The sequence below is a fragment of the Streptosporangium roseum DSM 43021 genome (assembly GCF_000024865.1).
Lineage (GTDB): Bacteria > Actinomycetota > Actinomycetes > Streptosporangiales > Streptosporangiaceae > Streptosporangium > Streptosporangium roseum.
The window spans coordinates 5,603,613-5,620,753 of the sequence record NC_013595.1 but is presented as its reverse complement, the minus strand read 5'-3'; the positions used below and the strand labels follow the sequence as shown (position 1 = coordinate 5,620,753).

Annotated in this window: 19 protein-coding genes; 8 read left to right on the top strand and 11 right to left on the bottom strand. The window is 69.5% G+C overall.

All coding sequences use genetic code 11. The features are described 5' to 3' along the window. The first annotated feature begins 76 nt into the window (after window positions 1-76). On the top strand, window positions 77-1,033 hold the full coding sequence (locus tag SROS_RS24655) for an NAD(P)-dependent alcohol dehydrogenase (protein ID WP_012891627.1): 957 nt from the start codon (window positions 77-79) through the stop codon (window positions 1,031-1,033). Window positions 1,034-1,262: 229 nt separating this feature from the next. Here the strand turns inward: SROS_RS24655 and SROS_RS24650 are convergent, their stop codons facing one another. Both SROS_RS24650 and SROS_RS24645 read right to left on the bottom strand, forming a co-directional pair. Further along, window positions 1,263-2,363: a beta-propeller fold lactonase family protein gene (locus tag SROS_RS24650; protein WP_012891626.1), complete on the bottom strand. Its 1,101-nt coding sequence runs from the start codon at window positions 2,361-2,363 to the stop codon at window positions 1,263-1,265. Window positions 2,364-2,623: 260 nt separating this feature from the next. Next, window positions 2,624-3,547 carry an AraC family transcriptional regulator gene (locus SROS_RS24645; RefSeq protein WP_012891625.1) on the bottom strand — a complete coding sequence of 308 codons (924 nt, stop codon included), beginning with the start codon at window positions 3,545-3,547 and terminating at the stop codon, window positions 2,624-2,626. A gap of 113 nt (window positions 3,548-3,660) precedes the next feature. Between SROS_RS24645 and SROS_RS24640 the strand changes: the two genes are divergently transcribed. Beyond that, window positions 3,661-4,212, top strand: coding sequence for an NADPH-dependent FMN reductase (locus SROS_RS24640; protein WP_012891624.1), 552 nt, complete (start codon window positions 3,661-3,663; stop codon window positions 4,210-4,212). Between the two features lie 317 nt (window positions 4,213-4,529). On the opposite strand, the gene SROS_RS24635 is transcribed toward SROS_RS24640, so the two are convergent. Together SROS_RS24635 and SROS_RS24630 are read right to left on the bottom strand one after the other, a co-directional pair. After that, complete coding sequence (locus tag SROS_RS24635; RefSeq protein WP_012891622.1) at window positions 4,530-5,636, bottom strand: epoxide hydrolase family protein; 1,107 nt, start codon at window positions 5,634-5,636, stop codon at window positions 4,530-4,532. 260 nt (window positions 5,637-5,896) lie between these two features. Beyond that, complete coding sequence (locus SROS_RS24630; RefSeq protein ID WP_012891621.1) at window positions 5,897-6,784, bottom strand: haloalkane dehalogenase; 888 nt, start codon at window positions 6,782-6,784, stop codon at window positions 5,897-5,899. 695 nt (window positions 6,785-7,479) lie between these two features. Between SROS_RS24630 and SROS_RS24625 the strand changes: the two genes are divergently transcribed. Next, complete coding sequence (locus tag SROS_RS24625; RefSeq protein WP_043656588.1) at window positions 7,480-8,265, top strand: alpha/beta fold hydrolase; 786 nt, start codon at window positions 7,480-7,482, stop codon at window positions 8,263-8,265. 56 nt (window positions 8,266-8,321) lie between these two features. On the opposite strand, the gene SROS_RS24620 is transcribed toward SROS_RS24625, so the two are convergent. Then, window positions 8,322-9,191, bottom strand: coding sequence for a PhzF family phenazine biosynthesis protein (locus tag SROS_RS24620; RefSeq protein ID WP_012891619.1), 870 nt, complete (start codon window positions 9,189-9,191; stop codon window positions 8,322-8,324). Beyond that, complete coding sequence (locus tag SROS_RS24615) at window positions 9,188-9,760, bottom strand: carboxymuconolactone decarboxylase family protein (protein WP_012891618.1); 573 nt, start codon at window positions 9,758-9,760, stop codon at window positions 9,188-9,190. The genes SROS_RS24620 and SROS_RS24615 overlap by 4 nt, the downstream gene beginning before the upstream one ends. 65 nt (window positions 9,761-9,825) lie before the next feature. Between SROS_RS24615 and SROS_RS24610 the strand changes: the two genes are divergently transcribed. Further along, window positions 9,826-10,173, top strand: a complete 348-nt coding sequence (locus SROS_RS24610) for a winged helix-turn-helix transcriptional regulator (RefSeq protein WP_012891617.1) — start codon at window positions 9,826-9,828, stop codon at window positions 10,171-10,173. 7 nt (window positions 10,174-10,180) lie between these two features. Here SROS_RS24610 and SROS_RS24605 read toward each other — a convergent pair whose 3' ends face one another. Next, window positions 10,181-10,378: a hypothetical protein gene (locus SROS_RS24605; RefSeq protein ID WP_012891616.1), complete on the bottom strand. Its 198-nt coding sequence runs from the start codon at window positions 10,376-10,378 to the stop codon at window positions 10,181-10,183. Between the two features lie 151 nt (window positions 10,379-10,529). On the opposite strand from SROS_RS24605, the gene SROS_RS24600 reads away from it, so the two are divergent. Next, the gene (locus SROS_RS24600) at window positions 10,530-11,150 is read left to right on the top strand and encodes a TetR/AcrR family transcriptional regulator (protein WP_012891615.1); all 621 of its coding nucleotides are present in this window, start codon (window positions 10,530-10,532) and stop codon (window positions 11,148-11,150) included. A 515-nt stretch (window positions 11,151-11,665) separates the two neighbouring features. Here SROS_RS24600 and SROS_RS24595 read toward each other — a convergent pair. Then, window positions 11,666-12,469 carry an aminotransferase class IV family protein gene (locus tag SROS_RS24595; RefSeq protein WP_043652839.1) on the bottom strand — a complete coding sequence of 268 codons (804 nt, stop codon included), beginning with the start codon at window positions 12,467-12,469 and terminating at the stop codon, window positions 11,666-11,668. Window positions 12,470-12,701: 232 nt separating this feature from the next. Here SROS_RS24595 and SROS_RS24590 point away from each other — a divergent pair, with 232 nt between their 5' ends. Beyond that, window positions 12,702-13,334: a TetR/AcrR family transcriptional regulator gene (locus tag SROS_RS24590; RefSeq protein ID WP_012891613.1), complete on the top strand. Its 633-nt coding sequence runs from the start codon at window positions 12,702-12,704 to the stop codon at window positions 13,332-13,334. 136 nt (window positions 13,335-13,470) lie between these two features. Here SROS_RS24590 and SROS_RS24585 read toward each other — a convergent pair whose 3' ends face one another. Together SROS_RS24585 and SROS_RS24580 are read right to left on the bottom strand one after the other, a co-directional pair. Further along, window positions 13,471-14,235: a sigma factor gene (locus tag SROS_RS24585; protein WP_086012426.1), complete on the bottom strand. Its 765-nt coding sequence runs from the start codon at window positions 14,233-14,235 to the stop codon at window positions 13,471-13,473. Between the two features lie 72 nt (window positions 14,236-14,307). Then, window positions 14,308-14,886 (bottom strand): helix-turn-helix domain-containing protein, encoded by a 579-nt coding sequence (locus tag SROS_RS24580; RefSeq protein ID WP_012891612.1) that lies wholly within the window; start codon window positions 14,884-14,886, stop codon window positions 14,308-14,310. 133 nt (window positions 14,887-15,019) lie between these two features. Here SROS_RS24580 and SROS_RS24575 point away from each other — a divergent pair, with 133 nt between their 5' ends. Both SROS_RS24575 and SROS_RS24570 read left to right on the top strand, forming a co-directional pair. Beyond that, window positions 15,020-15,700: a class I SAM-dependent methyltransferase gene (locus SROS_RS24575; RefSeq protein WP_012891611.1), complete on the top strand. Its 681-nt coding sequence runs from the start codon at window positions 15,020-15,022 to the stop codon at window positions 15,698-15,700. 42 nt (window positions 15,701-15,742) lie between these two features. Beyond that, complete coding sequence (locus SROS_RS24570; protein WP_012891610.1) at window positions 15,743-16,252, top strand: DinB family protein; 510 nt, start codon at window positions 15,743-15,745, stop codon at window positions 16,250-16,252. 293 nt (window positions 16,253-16,545) lie between these two features. Here the strand turns inward: SROS_RS24570 and SROS_RS24565 are convergent, their stop codons facing one another. Then, window positions 16,546-17,115 (bottom strand): TetR/AcrR family transcriptional regulator, encoded by a 570-nt coding sequence (locus SROS_RS24565; RefSeq protein WP_012891609.1) that lies wholly within the window; start codon window positions 17,113-17,115, stop codon window positions 16,546-16,548. Window positions 17,116-17,141: the final 26 nt, after the last annotated feature.

The following is a 17,141-nucleotide window of genomic DNA, read 5'->3' as shown; positions in this document are numbered from 1 at the left end:
GTTTATCGGGTTAGCGTGAGTGTACCGGCGGAGGAAAGTCCGATACGCCCGCCCCGAGCCACGCACAGGAAAGATCATGAGTGAGATGCGCGCCGCCCTCTTCGACCGCTTCGGCCCCCCGGACGTGATGCACGTGGGCAGCATGCCCATACCGGCCGTCACACCCGGCGACGTCCTGGTCAAGGTCCACGCCGTGAGCGTCAACGGTGGCGAGCTGGCCGGACGGGCCGGAAAACTGCGCCTGGTGACGGGCTGTACTTTCCCCAAGGTCGGCGGCATCGACTTCGCCGGGGAAGTGGCCGAGGTCGGCTCGTCGGTCACCGGCGTCAGCAAGGGGGACCGGGTGTGGGGGTTGCTGGGGCGCAAGTCCGGCAGCATGGCCGAGTATGTCGCCGTATCTCCCCGGCAGATCGCTCCCGCCCCCGAGAACCTCACCCTCGTCCAGGCCGTCTCCCTGTTGGCGGGCGGGACGACAGCGGTGACCGCCTTGCGCGAGAAGGCCGCCCTCAAGCCCGGTGAGCGGCTGCTGGTACGCGGCGCCAGCGGAGGCGTGGGCAGCGTCGCTGTACAGATCGGCAAGCTCTTCGGCGCACACGTCGTCGCGCTGGCGGGCGCGAAGAACCTCGACTACGTCCGCGGCCTGGGCGCCGACGAGGTGCTGGACTACCGGACAACTCCCCTCTCCCAGCTGGGTACTTTCGACGTCATCGTCGACACCGCCGGCACTCAGCAGTCCCGCTTTCGCGGCCTGCTGGCACCCGGCGGCCGCATGGTCGCCGTCACCGTCGACATCAGCAGGCCCCTCGCCGGCCTCGGTGCGATCCTCGCCTCGACCGTCCACGGCTCCGGACGCATCCGCGTTTTCAGTGGCAACCCCGACACCGAGCTGCTCACGGAACTCACCCGGTACGCCGAAAGTGGCGACATCGTCCCCGTCGTGGACACCGTCCACCCCCTCGACGGCATCGCTGACGCCCATCGTGCCCTCGAAGCCGGCGGCGTCCGCGGCAAGCATGTCATCCAGATCGTCTGAACCGCTCACTCGCAGGGCTCACCGGCGTCGGGGACCTACGGTTTCGGGCGTCTGGACGCCGGGATCGAGGCGAGGGCCGACCTGGGCCGACGTGGCTTGAGCGCAGGTCGTGCACCGCACTGACCTGCTCGAACAGCCCGTACCGCCAATGGCTGCCCCGGTGTTCCTCGATCCCGGAGATGTCCCGGGCGACCCGACTCTTACAAGGTCGCGCCAGACTGGTGGATGTTCAGCCGTTGTTGTTGTTGTTGTTGTTCCGCGCGCCTGGGCGGCGAGGCGTGGGCGTGGGTGTGGGTGTGGGCGTGATCTCGACACGCCCGACAGCCACCCCGAGGGGAGCGACCCCGACGGCGACGGTGGTGATGACGGTGTTGGTCGCGGTGTCGATCACCGACACGTTGTCCGAATTCCGGTTGCCGACGTAGACGCGGCTCCCGTCGGACGTGATCGCCACCCCTTGAGGTTCGGCGCCGACCTCGATGGGGTCACCGACGACGGTGTTGGTCGTGGTATTGATCACTGACACGTTGTTCAAGGCCCGGTTGCCGACGTAGGCGAAGGCGCCGTCGGGGGTGATCGCCACCCCGCGGGGATTTGCGCCGACGTCGACGGTGGCGATGACGGTGTTGGTCGTGGTGTTGATCACCGACACGTTGTCCGAGCTGCCGTTGATGACGTAGGCGAAGGCGCCGTTGGGGGTGATCGCCACCTGTTGGGGATCGTCGCCGACGTCGATGGGGTCGCCGACGACGGTGTTGGTCGTGGTATTGATCACTGACACGTTGTTCGCGTTGGAGTTGGTGACGTAGGCGAGGGCGCCGTCGGGGGTGATCGCCACCCCGTCGGGGCCGTCGCCGACGGGGACGGTGGCGATGACGGTGTTGGTGGCGGTATTGATCACCGAAACATTGTCCGAGTCAAGGTTGGTGACGTAGGCGAAGGCGCCGTTGGGGGTGATCGCCACGCTGAGGGGAATGGCGCCGACGGCGACGGTGGTGATGACGGTGTTGGTGGCGGTATTGATCACCGACACGTCGTTCGATGCAATGTTGGTGACGTAGACGAAGGCGCCGTTTGGGGTGATTGCCACCCCGGAGGGAACGTCGCCGACGTCGACGGTGGTGACGACGGTGTTGGTGGCGGTATTGATCACCGACACGTTGTTCGAGTTGGAGTTGGCCACGTAGGCGAACTCCTGGGGTTGTGCGGCGGTTACCGAGGCCGATACGGCCATCGGCGCCGCCAGCCCGGCCGCGGCGGCCACCCCGGCCACAGCTGCCCAGACCCGGGAGCGCCGCCTGCGCCGATGCGGCTCGTCGGGCAGTCTCATGCGGCGACTTTCCGTCGCGGGTTTCATCCAACGTGCCAGCACTGGGGCCTCCACATTTACGGTAATGGGGTTCTGTTCTACGCATGGAGGACATTGAGGCCCGGGAGGCGACACGCCCAGGTGGGTTTTCGTGGCTGGTGCTTGGCGCGTTTCATGATGACTTGATGACAGTTGTTGATCAGCCTGCCGAGCAGCGGCTCGGGGTCACGGTTGATCTGGCGGCCGCTTCTGGCCGTACCCCGGCTGGACCCGAACCGGGCCTAGGCCACTGCGACCCGGCGGCGGTACCGGCCGGGCGCCACGCCGAACTCCCGCTTGAAGGCGTTGCCGAAGGCGAACTCCGATCCGTACCCCACTCGCTCGGCCACCTCCGCCACCGACGCGTCGGACTCGCGCAGCATGCGCGCCCCGCTCGCCAGCCGCCACCAGGTCAGGTACGCCAGCGGCGGTTGCCCGACCAGCCCCGTGAAGCGGCGGGCGAAACCGGCGCGCGACATGCCCGCGTGGGCGCCGAGCGACTCGACCGTCCAGCGGCGGGCCGGGTCGCGGTGGATGGCGTCGAGCGCGCGGCCGATGGCGGGGTCGGCCAGCGCGGCGGCCCAGCCGGACAGCGTGCAGGGCTCGTCCTGGGTCTCGAAGTAGGCCCGCAGGACGTACAGCTGCAACATGTCGAGCAGGGACGACACGACGGTGTCCGTGCCGGGGCGCGGGGTGTCGATCTCAGCGGCCAGCAGCCCGACGGCGGCCCGCAGCTCCGGATGGCTGCCGAGCGTCGCGGGCAGGTGGATCACGCCGGGCAGCGAGCCCAGGATCGGGTGAGTCCTGTCGGGGTTGAGCCGGTAGCCGCAGGACAGGATCACCGTCTCGGCCCCGGTGCCACCGAGATCGGCCGAGGCGAACAGCTCGGAATGCGGGTCGCAGTCCGACTCGACCAGCGGCCTCGCGGGATCGTCGGCCAGCGCGAACGTGGTGCCGTGCGGCAGGAACACCAGGTCGCCCATGCTCAGCGGAACGGGCTCGCCATCCGGGGGAATGAGCCAGCAGGACCCGCGCAGCATCACCTGGAAACCGGCGGACCCGGGCGCCGCGCGGAACGACACGCCCCAGGGCGCCCGCCAGGAGACGCGGGCGGAGGTGGGGCGCCCGCACCGCATGAAGGCCACCACGTCGCTCAGCACATCCATGTGCCGAGTCTATGAGATGAGACGCTGGCGTATAAATGTTGGACAGTAGCGCATTCAATATCTCATCAGGTCTCCCTAGGGTGGTTTCCGTAACCGATTGAGGGAGCATTGACATGCTGAAGGTAGGCATCATCCTGGGCAGCACCCGTCCCGGCCGCAACGGCGAGGCGGTGGCGCACTGGGCCCGCGATCTGGCGGTCAAACGAGGCGATGCCGAGTACGAGCTCGTCGATCTGAAGGACTACGACCTGGGTAACCTGGATGAGCCCGAGCACCCCGCCATGGGCAACTACCGGCACGAGCACACCAAGCGCTGGTCGGCCAAGATCTCGTCCCTGGACGCGTTCGTGATCGTGACCCCCGAGTACAACAGCTCGTACCCCGGCGCGCTCAAGAACGCCCTCGACTTCCTGTACGCGGAATGGAACAACAAGGCGGCCGGTTTCGTCGGCTACGGCGTGGACGGCGCGCCCCGGGCGATCTCGCACCTGCGGCACGTCCTGGGCCTGCTCAGCGTGGCCACCGTGTCGAACCAGGTCGGGCTGTCGATCCACACCGACTTCGCGGACGGCTTCAAGCCCGCCACCGCCCACGAGGACCGGCTGAACCTCGTCCTCGACCAGGTCCTCGCCTGGGGGTCTGCCCTGCGTCCACTCAGGGGGTGAGCCGACGGGCGGGCGCCCCCGCCGGTCGCCGTCAGGCGCCCCCTCCGATCCGGTGCAGGCGCTCGATCACTTCTGGCCGTATCTCGGCCGGACCCGTACCCGGGCCCGTTTGACAGGCGGCGCCCGGCAGCGCCTCCACCTCGATCCCCGCCGCATCGCTTGGGCGCGCCATCGGAAAACAGCGCCCGGATCTCCGGGCCGAGCCCGGCGATTGCCGGTGCCAAGGGCATGACGGTGCGGCTGGACTCGGTGCAGGCGAACGGCCTGTTGGCCGCGGAGCTCCGGGGTGCGCGGGAGTTCGCGGCCAGCAGTGGCTTCTAGCGGGTGGTGACCCGGTCGTCGTCCTTGATGTGGGTACGGAAGAAGTCCCGGACGTCCTCGGCGAGCAGCTCGGGCACCTCCATCGCGGCGAAGTGGCCGCCGCGCTCGAACTCCGACCAGTGCCTGATGTCGTACAGCCGCTCGGCCAGCGGTCGCACCGACTGCGTGATGTCGTGCGCGAACACCGCCACGCCGACCGGTACCGGGCACGGCTCGATCCGCCGCGGAGCCTCTCGGGACAGCCGCGCCGAGGAAGCCGCGGTGGCGGTCAGCCAGTACAGCGAGATGTCGGTGAGCATCCGCTCGTCACTGATCGGCGAGCGAGGGTCCGTCCACTGTGCGAAGCGCTCGGCGATCCAGGCCAGCTGGCCGACCGGCGAGTCGGTCAGCGCGTAACCGATGGTCTGCGGGGTGCTGGCCTGCAGAGCCTGGTACGGAGGACGGTTCGCCATCAGCTGCCTGACCTTGTCCAGCCGGGCTTCATCCGTTTCGGACAGTTCGATGTCGGCGTCCGGGACCGGCCGGGTCGGCAGGTAGTTGACGTGCACCCCGACGACCTGCTCGGGTGCCACCGCGCCGAGCGCCATCGAGATGCCCGAGCCGAAGTCGCCACCCTGCGCGCCATAGCGCTCGTACCCGAGACGGCGCATCAGCTCAGCCCAGGCCCGCGCGACCCGGACGATGTCCCAGCCGCGCTCGTGGGTCGGCCCGGAGAAGCCGAAACCCGGGATGGACGGAATCACCAGGTGGAAGTCGCGCGACAGCGGCTCGATCACATCGAGGAACTCCAGGAACGAACCGGGCCAGCCGTGGGTGAGGATCAGCGCGAGCGCGTCCGGGTTCGAAGACCGGACGTGGACGAAGTGGATGTTCTGGCCGTCGATCTCGGTGGTGAAGTGCGGGAGCTCGTTGAGCTTGGCCTCGTGCTCGCGCCAGTCGTAGCCGGTGCGCCAGTATTCGGCCAGTTCCTTGAGCCGCGCGAGCGGGAAGCCGTAGTCCCATCCGGCGTCGGCGACCTCGTTGGGCCAGCGGGTGCGGGAGAGCCGGTCGGTCAGGTCGTCGAGGTCGGCCTGGGGGATGTCGATGCGGAACGGATTGATCATGGTCTTGACTCCAGGGGGATTCATTCGGCGCCCAGATGTTCGGACGACGGGTGACGACGGGCTGCGAGGTGAGCCTCGACATGGATCTGCGCGCGGCCCGATCGGCCGGCGGCCGGAGTGAGAATCTCGGTGAGCTCATAGGAGAACCGGCCGGGCCGGCCTGCGCTCCAGACCCCGGTGCCCACGCTGCGGGGAGTGCGCAGCGCGACGCCGAGCGGGTTGACCGATCAGGCGGCACTGACCGCCAACCGGATCGTGGATCAAGCGCTCGCCCGAGCCGGCGAGAGGAGGCGGTGCCGGTTCAGCCAGCCGGCGATGGCCTGGCCGATGGCGTGCGGCCGGTCCTCGGGGGCCTGATGGCCGGCGGGTCCGATGCCTTCGATTTCGAGAGCGGCGATGTTCTGGCGGGCCCAGTCCACGATCTGCGGGGAGGCGATGCCGACGCCGTCCTCAACCGTGAGGAGCAGTTTGGGTACCTCCGGGCTGGTGGCGAGCCAGGTGCCGTAGGCGTCCATGCGTTCGGCCACATCGGCCGGTTCGCGGTCGTAGGGAACCTCGCGTGGCCACTGCAGGAGAGGACGGCGCGAGGCCGGGTCGGGGTAGGGCGCCCGGTAGACGTCGTGGTCCTCCGGGCTGAGGCCTGTCTTGATGGCGAAGGGGTGGGGCAGGGCGTACTCGATGGCGGCGTTCTCCTCCAGCAGCAGCCGCTCGCCGAGCCCGGGGGTGCGCAGCGCTTGGGAATGGTCGATCACGTCCTGCGGTAGTTCCGCCCACAGCTGCGGTCGCAGGAACGTCTCCAGGAGGGCGACGCCGCGCACCAGGCCGGGGTGGCGGGCGGCGCGGTCCATGGCCAGTGCGCCGCCCCAGTCGTGACCGACCAGGACGGCCTCCTCCAGCCCCATGGCCTCGAACCACGCATCCAGGTAGCGGGCGTGGTCGGCGAAGCGGTAGCCGATGTCGGGCTTTCCGGAGGCGCCCATCCCGATCAGGTCCGGGGCCAGGATTCTGGCGTGATCGGCGACGTGCGGGATGACGTTGCGCCAGATGTAGGACGAGGTGGGGCTGCCGTGCAGGAACACCAGTGGCGATTCTCCCTCCCCGGTCTCTGTGTAGGCGAGGTAGGAGTCGATGACGGCGACAGTACGCATGATCGTTATGTCCTTCGATGAGTTACGTGTCGGGACTCTAGATCTGCACACTCTCAACTGTCAACATTCCAACTAATTCTTATACATCCATCATCGGAACAATCATCAGACTGCTAGCATCACGCCCGGGGGTGAGGCTCGTGCCCGCACAGGCAAGGTGCGTCGTCGACGATGAGTCCGGCCCGCTGCATGCGACCACCGGCCACCTGCCGCACCGCGTGTGTTCGCCGCCGTCACCGCCGTCACCGCCCATGCCGTGCAGGACGGGTCACGGTCGCGCCAGTTCGCGGTGCTCGACATCCTCGCCGACGAGGGCGCCCCCTTGCGGCAGGACCTCACCCACCGGCTCGGCGCCAACCGTACGATCATGGTCAGGCTGCTCGATCGGCTCCAGGCGGCGGGCTGTGTCGTCCGCACCCGTGCGGGCTTCGACAGCGCGGTTCAGGACCTTGACGGATCAGATGGTCTCTGGCTCATCATGGGCCGGCATTCTCCCTTCCCGGCGCTGAGAGGGCAGCTGGGAAACGATCATCTGAAAGGAGCCGGAACGGGCGATGACGCGGCGGGCGTCCGTGGCGGCCTCCGGCGATTCGACCGCCGGCCGGCAGCGCCGTACCGACGCCCGCGCCGCGGGCGTGCTCGGCCACCGGGAGCGGATGCGATGGCTCCAGTCCTGCCGTACGACAATGGGAGACGTGCCCTTTGCGACGACAAAGGACGGCGCGAAGCTGTCCTACCAGGTAAGCGGCGACGGATACCCGCTCATGCTGCTCCCCGGCCAGTCCAACAACCACCACTGGTGGGACAACGTGCGGCCGGACTTCGAGGATGCCTACCGGACCATAACCTTCGACTACCGCGGTACCGGGGACAGTGACAAGCCCGACGAGCCTTACACGACGCGTGGGTTCGCCCTCGATGCGCTGGCCGTACTCGATGAGCTCGGTGTGGAGCGCGCGCATGTCTATGGCACTTCCATGGGGGGCCGGGTCGCTCAGTGGCTGGCCGCCGACCATTCGGAGCGGCTGGCGGCGCTCGTGTTGGGGTGTACGTCTCCCGGAGGCGTCCACGGGGTGGAGCGAAGTCAGCAGGTGCGCCGCTCGCTGGCCCTGCGTGACCGGGCCGCCGCCGAGCGGGCGCTGCTCGAGCTGATGTACACCCCGGAGTGGCTCGCCACCCACCCGGGCCCGTATGGCACGATCGGCGATCCCAATATGCCCGCCCACGCCCGTCGCCGCCATTTCGCCGCCAGCGCGAATCATGACAGCTGGGATGTCCTTCCCGGTATCGTCGCGTCCACCCTCGTGATTCACGGCGCCGACGACGTCTTCAACCCAGCCGCCAACGCGCCGCTGCTGGCCGGCCGCATTCCTGGAGCGCGACTGAACCTCATCCCGGGTGCACGACACGCCTACTTCGAGGAGTTCCGCGAGGTCGCCGGCCGGGTGGTCCTCGATTTCCTTGCCGGCGTGGCCGGCTGAGGAATCGTGCCGGTCGTCCTGCCGTGGATACCGGCACGGGGATGACGCCTGCGGGGTTACGGCAGGCGGACGATGCGGGTGATCTTCGCGGCGCCGCCCAGCTGGACCAGCGGGCCCGACTGGCCGTGCCGGGTGGTGGTGGTGATCGTGGAAGGGGTGCGGAGGGAGTCGCCCATGTCGACGGTGAGGTCGGTGACGCCCTGACCAGCCAGGTGTACGGCGAGGCAGGCGGTGCTGTTGGCGTTGGCGATGTCCTCCGCGACACCGATCGATGGGGCGAACATGCGGGCCGCGGCCTGTCCGATGTGTGTCGGAGTGGAGTAGACGTAGCAGCCCAGAAGACCGAGCCGGTCGCAGGCGGCGCGGAGCCGTGCGAGATCCGGGACCAGCGCGGCCAGCGCGGAGCGCGTGGTGACGGGGATCAGCAGCCGCGGCCGCCCCATCGCGGCGACGCGGGCGCCGGGGGCGAGCGTGTCGGAGGTGACGCCAAGGGCGCGCAGAACGAGGTCGCACTCGATCGCGGTGGGCTCGCGCAGGCTGACGGGCCCGGCGTCGAAGACGGCGCTGACCCGGTTGTCCTCCCGTACGGCCCGGCCGGCGAAGGTGCGCCCCGGCGCGTGGAGGGTTGCCCGGTAGTCCTCGACCCCGGAGCGCTCGGCGAGGAAGGCCAGGGCGGCGAGGGTCCCGTGGCCGCACGCGGGCAGCTCTCCCTCGGCGGTGAAGAAGCGCAGGGAAACCGTGGGATCTTCAGCTCGGCCGTGGTGAGCGTGGCCGAAGACCGCGTGAGAGGTTCCCATCAGGACCGGTATGCGGCGGCGCTGGTCGTCGGTCAGGGGCGCTTCCTCCATGACCGCGGTGGGGCTGCCGCCCCTGCCGTCGCGCAGGCACGCGTGGACGATCGCGACGGGCAGGCCGTACCCGTTCATCGACGGTCCCTTCCGTGAGGCGCCGGGAAGGGAGTGGCCCAGGACTCCTCCTGCAGGAGGAGTCCGTTCGCCAGGTGGCTGATGGTCCGATACCAGCCGGTCAGTACGAGGAATTCGAGCAGCTGCGCGTCCTCGTAATGGATACGCAGGGCGTCCCAGGCAGGCTGTGACAGCCGCGCGGTCTCGTGCAGTTCGTCGACCGCGTTGAGCAGTGCCGCATGGCGCGGCAGCCACGAGGCGTCGATGCCCGCAACGGCGGTCGCGCGCAGTTGCTCCGGGCTGAGCCCGGCCTGCCGGGCGAGGGTTGCGGCGTGCACGCCCCACTCGTAGCCGCAGCCGGCGCGGGCGCTCACCCGGGCGATGGCGATCTCCCGGTCCACGGCCGGCAGGAGCCCGTGGCCCAGCAGCCCGGCCCCGAGTACGAACATCCGCGAAGCCGGCTCCGGATTGCGATGCAGCACCCGGAACAACGTGAGCGGCTCGTATGGCACGCCGGGTGGCATCCAGCGGCGCAGCGCCTGCTCGACGGAGGGGGGATAGGGCGGGTTGAGCGGCTCGATGCGCGACATTAGATCTCCTGCTTCGATTTTCGAACCACTATTCTGCTTCGACAAGCGAAGCACAAGGAGGCGACATGGAAGCCAGAGCACCTCGGCCGGGTACGCCGGTACGGGGATCGGAGTCGGGCCGCCCGGTCATGGCCGTCCTCGATCTGCTCGGGCGGCGCTGGACGATGCGCATCCTGTGGGAGCTGAGCCAGGCCCCGGCCGGCTTCCGCGAGCTGCAGCGCCGATGCGAGCGCATGTCCTCCAGCGTGCTCAGCACCCGGCTCGACGAGCTGACAGGCTCCCGGCTGGTCACCTCGCACGACGGCGGTTACCGCCTCACCAGGCTCGGCGAGGACCTCGTCGAGGCGCTCGTGCCGCTGAACGCCTGGAGCCGGCGATGGGCCAGGGAGGCGGGCGGCGGCACCGCGGAATGACCGCTCATCAGCCAGAGGGGGTGGGGGCTGCGGCGGTGTCTCGGCGCGGCTGGGCCGGTGCGGCGGCGATGGCCACCGTGCCGAGCGCGCACACGGCGGCCGTTCCGTACAGCGCGATGTGCGGGGCGTGGGTGAATCCGGCGGCCGGCACAGCAGGGTCACCGTGGGACAGGTCCCCCGCGGCGACCTCGGCGGCGACCCGCATCGCCAGGCGGGAGCGTCCAACGGGGACGGCTGTCCCGAGTTCAGGCTCCTTCAGGGGCGTTCAACAGCCACAATCAGCCATCAGGGCGATAATGCCACTTAGTGGCATTAACTGTCAAGGCGCAACAGCCTCCGGGTGATAGCCTCATGGTGTGAGTGATGACCTGCGCGACCTGCCGCTCCGAGAACGCAAGAAGCTGCGCACTCGCCGGGCCCTGGCCGAGACCGCACTCCGCCTGTTCACCGAATGTGGATACGACGCCACCACGCTGGACGACCTGTGCGATGCCGTAGAGGTGTCCAAGCGCACCTTCTTCCGCAACTACCGGTCCAAGGAGGACGTCGCGCTCGCCGCTGACAGCGACCTGTGGTCGGCCTACCTGGACTATGTGGCCGCCCAGGAGATGAACGGCCCGCTGATCGAGGCTCTCCGCATGGCACTGGACGCCACCCTGGGCGCCATGGACCTCGACTGGGATCGCCGCTTCCTGGCCGCCCGCGAGCTGTCGGAGGCCGTCCCCGCCCTGCAGGCACACAGTCTGGGCTACTGTCAGGACACCACCCGGGCCCTGGTCGAGGCGGTAAGCGGCCGTTCCGGTACCGACATCGACGAGGTGCGTCTCCGCCTGACCGTGGAAATCTTCGTGGCCGCCTGGCGGACAGCTTCCCTGCGCTGGACTGCGCAAGGCGGCCATGGCGGCCGCGAGGCCTTGACGAAACTGGTTGAAGAAACCTTCGCCGAGATCCCCGCCGCGCTCACGTCCTCTGCCTAGCGATCTTTGGTCCGGGTGGCCGGGCCGAGTTCGGTGGTCGGCGGACCAGGCGACGCGACGTGCTCGGCGGCGAAGCGGGCTTCGAGGACGCCCACCGGACCATGACCTTCGACTACCGCGGTACCGGGGGCGGTGACAAGCCCGACGAGCCTTGCGCGACACGTGGTTTCGCCCTTGACGCGCCGGCCGTACTCGGCTCGCCCGCTTCCGGCCGCTGTCCGACGCGGGCCGTGTCGACCTCTACCGTCATCAAGGACGCCTCCGGGCGTTCCGGGCAGCTCTCCCGGTCTCGATGCCGACGAAGCGGGAGGGGCATCGGCATGTCAGGACATGGTCATGGTGCCGCCCGACACAATAGTGATCAACTGAGACGGATCAGCCGATCTCGCACCGTCATCTTCGCTGCCTGGAACAGCCCTTACGTGATCATTCTTGGGGGCGAACAGCACCTTGCCCAAGCCGCGCGGGTGCAGGCATGCTTCTCCGTTCGGCCTGGGGCCCGCCTGAACCGGTTCTCACGGCGAGGTGAGTGGTTCGGCCTGGTAGGCGCGGTGAAGCGCCTCCACGAAGGACGGCGCCTCGGGCAGGGGCACGGAGCCGATCCGGTGTACGGCCACCCCCGGCGTCCATGAGTTCATGACCACGGCCCCGGCCAGCGACGGCAGGTCTGCGGCCCTGACCTCCTGCTCGCGCTGGGGGATCCCGAGGCGATCCAGCTGCCGGCGGACGATGCCCATCGTGGTCCCGCCCAGCATCTCGGCCACGGGCCACACCACCGCGGCGCCGTCCCAGAAGGCCAGATTCCAGATCGACGCCTCGCTGAACCGGCCCCGGCGGTCGACGAAGGCAGCGTCGTCGAAGCCTTGCGCAACGGCCTGGCGGAGGAAATACGTCTTGGCCACCTCGCCGACGTGCTTGACGGCCGGGAGGACCCGTTCGTGCTCGACCGTCGCAAGCGCCAGCGGGCCTTCCGGGCCGGACGACGCCGGTCCGGTACGGACCAGCACCTCGGGCTCCACATCGGCGCCGGCCACGGTGAACTCGCCCGCCGGTGAGTACACCGTGGCCGTCAGCGAGAGGTCGGCCGGACCGGCCTCCAGTGCCGCCCGCAGATGGGACCGCACCCGATCGTCGGGCAACGCCCGACCGAACAGCTCCACCGAGGCGGACCGCAGCCGCTCCAGATGCAGGTCGAGACCCCGGACCCGGCCCCCGCGGACCTGCATGGCGGTGAAGTGGGCATAGCCCGCGAAGGCGAGCGGTGTCAGATCGTCAGCGGTCGCCGCCCGACCGTTACGTTGAACGACAGGTTCGGACATCGTGTCGCCTGCCGGTCGCTGTTCACTCAGAGCCAAGCTGTCTGACATGGCTGTCCCTCTTTCCTGCTTCCCTGCGCGACTACTCGGAGCGTGCTTGACCGGTGCAAGAAATAGTCGCTCACACTTGCCTGTAGCGACACGGAACGATCCGTATCGCCTCTGAGTATGCGTCAACCGGCCTCGGCGAGTCAACACGGAACGATCCGTGCCGCCTGGTGGCTATGCTGAGGGCATGTCACCCCGACGCCCCGAACGCCGCAGCGAGGAATCAGCCAGAGCCATCGTCCGAGCCGCCCTGGAACTGTGCCGGGAGGTCGGCTACGGCAAACTCAGCATCGAAGGCATCGCCGCCCGCGCCGGAGTCGGCAAGAACACCATCTACCGGTGGTGGCCCTCCAAGTCCGCCGTCCTGCTGGACGGACTGTTGTCCGTCATGACCGTGGACGCCTCCTTCCCCGACAGCGGAGACGTGACCGCCGACTTCAGAACGCAGATCACGGCCGCCACCGGCACCATCTTCCGCCCCGACACCGGCCCTCACTACGCCGCCCTGATCGGTGAGGCCCAGCAGGACCCCGAACTCGCGCGGGCCCTGTGGGACCGCCTCATCAGCCACCTGACGAGCGCCGCCACCCAACGCATCCAGAGCGCGCAACGCCGAGGCCAAATCCGCCCCGACCTCGCCCCTGACCTCGTCATCGAACTGCTTTACGGCCCTGTCTACTACCACTGGCTCATACGCCAGCAGCCCGCCGACGCGGATCACATCCACATGATCGTCGACACTGTCCTCGCCGGCCTCGCCCCGGCGAACACCCGCCCAGACGCTCCTCCCACCGGCAACAGCCGCCCGCACCCACAGTAGGCCGGCCCCGAGATCAAACAGCCACGGACGCCGGGCCCGGCCAGGCGCCGCCGTTGGGCGGTGAGGTCCTGTTCGCCCAGCCGACAGGGTGAGCAGACCGTCCCCATCGGGCCGGTGAACGCCTGCCGCCCGCCGCTCAACTGCGCAGCTGCGCGTTGAGCCGTGCGGCCTGTCGCGTGAGGTGGTCGCGTTCGGGGAGGCTGGGCGCCGATCGGGCGGCTTCGGCGTAGAGCCGTGCTGCGGTCACCGGGTCACTGTCACGCTCGTGCAGGTACGCCGCGACGGCGGCGTGGCGGGGCAGGGCGGGGCCGAGCCCTGCTAGGGCGGCCAGGCCGGCCCGCGGGCCGTCGGCCTCGCCGACCGCGACGGCCCGGTTGAGGCGGGCCACCGGACTGTCGGTGAGGCGCACCAGTTCGTCGTACAGCACCGTGGCGACGTCACCGGGCTGGTTGAACCGGACGCCCGAGACGGTCCGCTTGGCCCTGCTGATCCGCTGGGCCATGGTCGCCTCCGGCACGAGGTAGGCCTGCGCGATCTGACGCCTGGTCAGGCCACCGACCGCGCGCAGCGTGAGCGCGACGGCCGAAGCCGGTGTCAGGGACGGGTGCGCGCACAGGAAGTACAGCTGGAGCGTGTCGTCCACCATCTCGCCCTGGCCGGGCATGGGCTCGCCCTCGACGTGTACCTCGCGCTGCCGTCGGGAGGCATCGGCGCGGGCGGCGTCGAGGAACTTACGCCAGGCCACGGTGACCAGCCAGCCCTTGGGGTCCCGCGGCGGGCCGTCCGGCCACACGCGCACGGCCTCGACCAGGGCGTCCTGCACGGCGTCCTCGGCCGACCCTCGCCGTCGTAGCGGACGAACGTGCCCTCCGAGGAGAGCGCCTGACTGTCGACGAAACAGGGAGCCGCTTCGCGTCCGAGGCGCGAAGGGCACGGTGGTGAGCCGGACCCAGCCGGCGGAGGGCCGGGATGGTCAGTGCCTGGACGGTTCCAGATGGGCGCGCTCTCCCTGCGCGCCGAACAGGGTGAGCAGCTCCGCGGGCTGGCTGTCGGCGCTGCCGATCCAGTGCGGTATGCGGGTGTCGAACTCCGCGGCCTCGCCGACGCCGAGCCGGAACTCCTGCTCGCCGAGCACGAACCTGACGTGTCCGTTGAGAACGTAGAACCACTCGTATCCCTCGTGGGTCTGCAGGTTCATCGTGGGCGCCCGGCCGGCGGGTGGATAGATCATCTTGTAGGCCTGGATACCGCCGGCCCGCCTGGTCAGTGGCACCATCACCAGCCCGGATCGCCGCACTGGCCGCAGGTGGATGCGCGGATCGCCGGTGGGCGGCGCCGCGACGAGATCGTCGAGCGGGACGCCGTGCGCCCGGGCCAGCGGCAGTAGCTGCTCCAGCGTGGGGAGGAGCTTGCCGTTCTCGAGACGGGACAGGGTGCTCGCTGTGAGGCCGGTTTCGTTTGCCAGCGCCGCCAGCGTGGCGCTCCGCGCCTGGCGCAGGGCGCGTAGACGCGGCCCAACTCCAGCCAAAACGTCTCCTACGGGGTTTTCCATGCCTCGATAATGCGGATCCGCAACTTTTCTTGCAAGAAGGAAACGGCTGCGGCGATGCTTTCGGTACATCACCGGCGTCGAAGGTGCGTATCGGATCACGCTCGGCACGCCGGCCGACGAAGGGACAACTCAGATGGATTCCACCCGGCGCCGCCGACCCACCGCCGATGACGCGGGCAATCAGGGCGCGGCGGACGAGGACGCCGAGCGGTTCTGGGAGCGGCACTACCGCACCCGGCGTACCTGGGGCGCACGCGTCAACCCGCTGCTCGCCGAGACCGCCGCACCGCTGCGCCCCGGTGCCGCCCTGGATCTGGGCTGCGGCGCCGGCGGCGACGCCATCTGGCTCGCCCGGCGGGGCTGGCACGTCACCGCCGTGGACATCTCCACCACCGCCGTCGAACGGGTGCGGGAACGCGCCCGCGATCTCGGCATCGCGGACCTGGTCGCCACCGAACAGCACGATCTGGCCAGGAGCTTCCCGGCCGGCCAGTTCGATCTCGTCTCCGCCCAGTACTTCCACACCCCGTTCCCGTTGCTCCGCAGCCGAGTCCTGCGGACTGCCGCACGGGCCCTGGGCCCCGGCGGTCTGTTGCTGATCGTCGACCACGGCTCCACCGCGCCCTGGTCGTGGAACCAGGACCCCGGCATCCATCACCCCACACCCACCGAGATCGCCGCCGAACTCGATCTCGATCCCGCGCACTGGTCCGTCCTGCGCGCCGACATGCCCCGCCGCCGGGCCACCGGACCCGATGGTGAGACCGCCACCGTGATCGACAACATCCTGCTCGTCCAGCGAACCGCCGGATGACCGCCCGAACCACACGACGTCACGTCGGAACGGAGTGATTCGATGCCAGGAAACCACGCGCAGCGATCCAGGACGCGGGCGAAGGACACCACGCCTCCGCGGACCGGCGTCGACGAGAAGGCCACCCTGCGGGGCTTCCTCGACTATCTGCGGAACGCGGTCGCGGACAAGGTCGCGGGCGTGCCGGAACCGCAGGTCCGCACGGGCGGAGTGCCCTCGGGCACCAACCTTCTCGGGCTGCTCAGGCATCTGGCGTTCGTCGAACGGTTCTACTTCCTCGGCGAGGACGTCGGCGACTGGCGCGCGACCATGCGGCCGTCCGCGGAGGACACCGTCGACGGCGTGCTCGCCGACTACCGGAAGACCGTCGAGCGAGCGAACCAGGTCATCGACGCCTGCCCAGATCTGGCCCTTCCCGCCCCGCGACCCCCACGCCCAGGACCGGAACCATCGATGCGATGGGTCCTGGTGCACATGATTGAAGAGACCGGCCGGCACGCCGGCCACGCCGACATCCTCCGCGAGCAGATCGACGGATCCACCGGCCGCTGACAAGCCGGCTACCGGTGCGCGGCGCACTGGGCCGCATCGTGATCGGTCCGGCCGTGGAGGTCTCGGCGTTCACCGCGTGGCGGGTACCCCGGCAGCGGGCGCCGTCACCAGGCGGCACCGGGGCGGTCGGAACAGCGGGAACGCCGCGGCGATTGCCGGCGAGAGCGGCAGGCGGCGGGTACGTGTGCTCGGCAAGTCCACCACCGCTCGCGACATGACCATCCACGGCGGCAGGGGCCTGTCGACCCATACGCACGTGTCCGACCAGTGGTCGGCCTACGGGACCAAGATCCTCATATCACCATTCCGTTCTCGAAGGTGCGGATCACCGTGGCGGCGACGCCGTGGCGTGGCAGCTCTCCCTTCTCCGCCGCCTCCCAGCCGGTGTAGGTCACCGCCCAGATGACGCGCTGGATCCACTCGGGGCTGGACGTGAGGTCGAAGACGCCCTCTTCCTGGCCGCGCCTGATCAGGCCGGTCGTGGTCGGCACCGACATGTCGGGCTCGAAGCAGTCGGTGAACTCCTCCAGCACGCGCGGGTCGCCGAACAGGAACGCCAGCCGGTCGCCGACGTCGACCATGGCGGTGAGCAGGCGGCGCATGGCCTCCAGGGCGGGCCCCTGGTCGATCGCGGCCTCGCGGACCGCGTCCTCCACCGCGCGGAAGGAGTCGACGATCGCCGCCGCCATCAGCTCGTTCCTGTCGGCGAAGTAGCGGTGCAGCGTGCTGCGCCCGACCTGGGCGGCCTCGGCTATGTCGGCCAAGGTCGCCTTACGGTCGCGGGCGAGCGTCGAGGCAGCCGCCGCCAGGATCGCGCGGCGGGTGCGGCTACGGGTCCCGGACTCGGACGTGGAGCTACTCACTCCCAAACTCTAACATGAACGTTTGA

Coding starts and splice junctions, on each gene's coding strand:
- SROS_RS24655 (WP_012891627.1), top strand. CDS start 77: ATGAGTGAGATGCGCGCCGCCCTCTTCGACCGCTTCGGCCCCCCGGAC.
- SROS_RS24650 (WP_012891626.1), bottom strand. CDS start 2,363: ATGAGACTGCCCGACGAGCCGCATCGGCGCAGGCGGCGCTCCCGGGTC.
- SROS_RS24645 (WP_012891625.1), bottom strand. CDS start 3,547: ATGGATGTGCTGAGCGACGTGGTGGCCTTCATGCGGTGCGGGCGCCCC.
- SROS_RS24640 (WP_012891624.1), top strand. CDS start 3,661: ATGCTGAAGGTAGGCATCATCCTGGGCAGCACCCGTCCCGGCCGCAAC.
- SROS_RS24635 (WP_012891622.1), bottom strand. CDS start 5,636: ATGATCAATCCGTTCCGCATCGACATCCCCCAGGCCGACCTCGACGAC.
- SROS_RS24630 (WP_012891621.1), bottom strand. CDS start 6,784: ATGCGTACTGTCGCCGTCATCGACTCCTACCTCGCCTACACAGAGACC.
- SROS_RS24620 (WP_012891619.1), bottom strand. CDS start 9,191: ATGAACGGGTACGGCCTGCCCGTCGCGATCGTCCACGCGTGCCTGCGC.
- SROS_RS24615 (WP_012891618.1), bottom strand. CDS start 9,760: ATGTCGCGCATCGAGCCGCTCAACCCGCCCTATCCCCCCTCCGTCGAG.
- SROS_RS24610 (WP_012891617.1), top strand. CDS start 9,826: ATGGAAGCCAGAGCACCTCGGCCGGGTACGCCGGTACGGGGATCGGAG.
- SROS_RS24605 (WP_012891616.1), bottom strand. CDS start 10,378: ATGCGGGTCGCCGCCGAGGTCGCCGCGGGGGACCTGTCCCACGGTGAC.
- SROS_RS24595 (WP_043652839.1), bottom strand. CDS start 12,469: ATGTCCGAACCTGTCGTTCAACGTAACGGTCGGGCGGCGACCGCTGAC.
- SROS_RS24590 (WP_012891613.1), top strand. CDS start 12,702: ATGTCACCCCGACGCCCCGAACGCCGCAGCGAGGAATCAGCCAGAGCC.
- SROS_RS24580 (WP_012891612.1), bottom strand. CDS start 14,886: ATGGAAAACCCCGTAGGAGACGTTTTGGCTGGAGTTGGGCCGCGTCTA.
- SROS_RS24575 (WP_012891611.1), top strand. CDS start 15,020: ATGGATTCCACCCGGCGCCGCCGACCCACCGCCGATGACGCGGGCAAT.
- SROS_RS24570 (WP_012891610.1), top strand. CDS start 15,743: ATGCCAGGAAACCACGCGCAGCGATCCAGGACGCGGGCGAAGGACACC.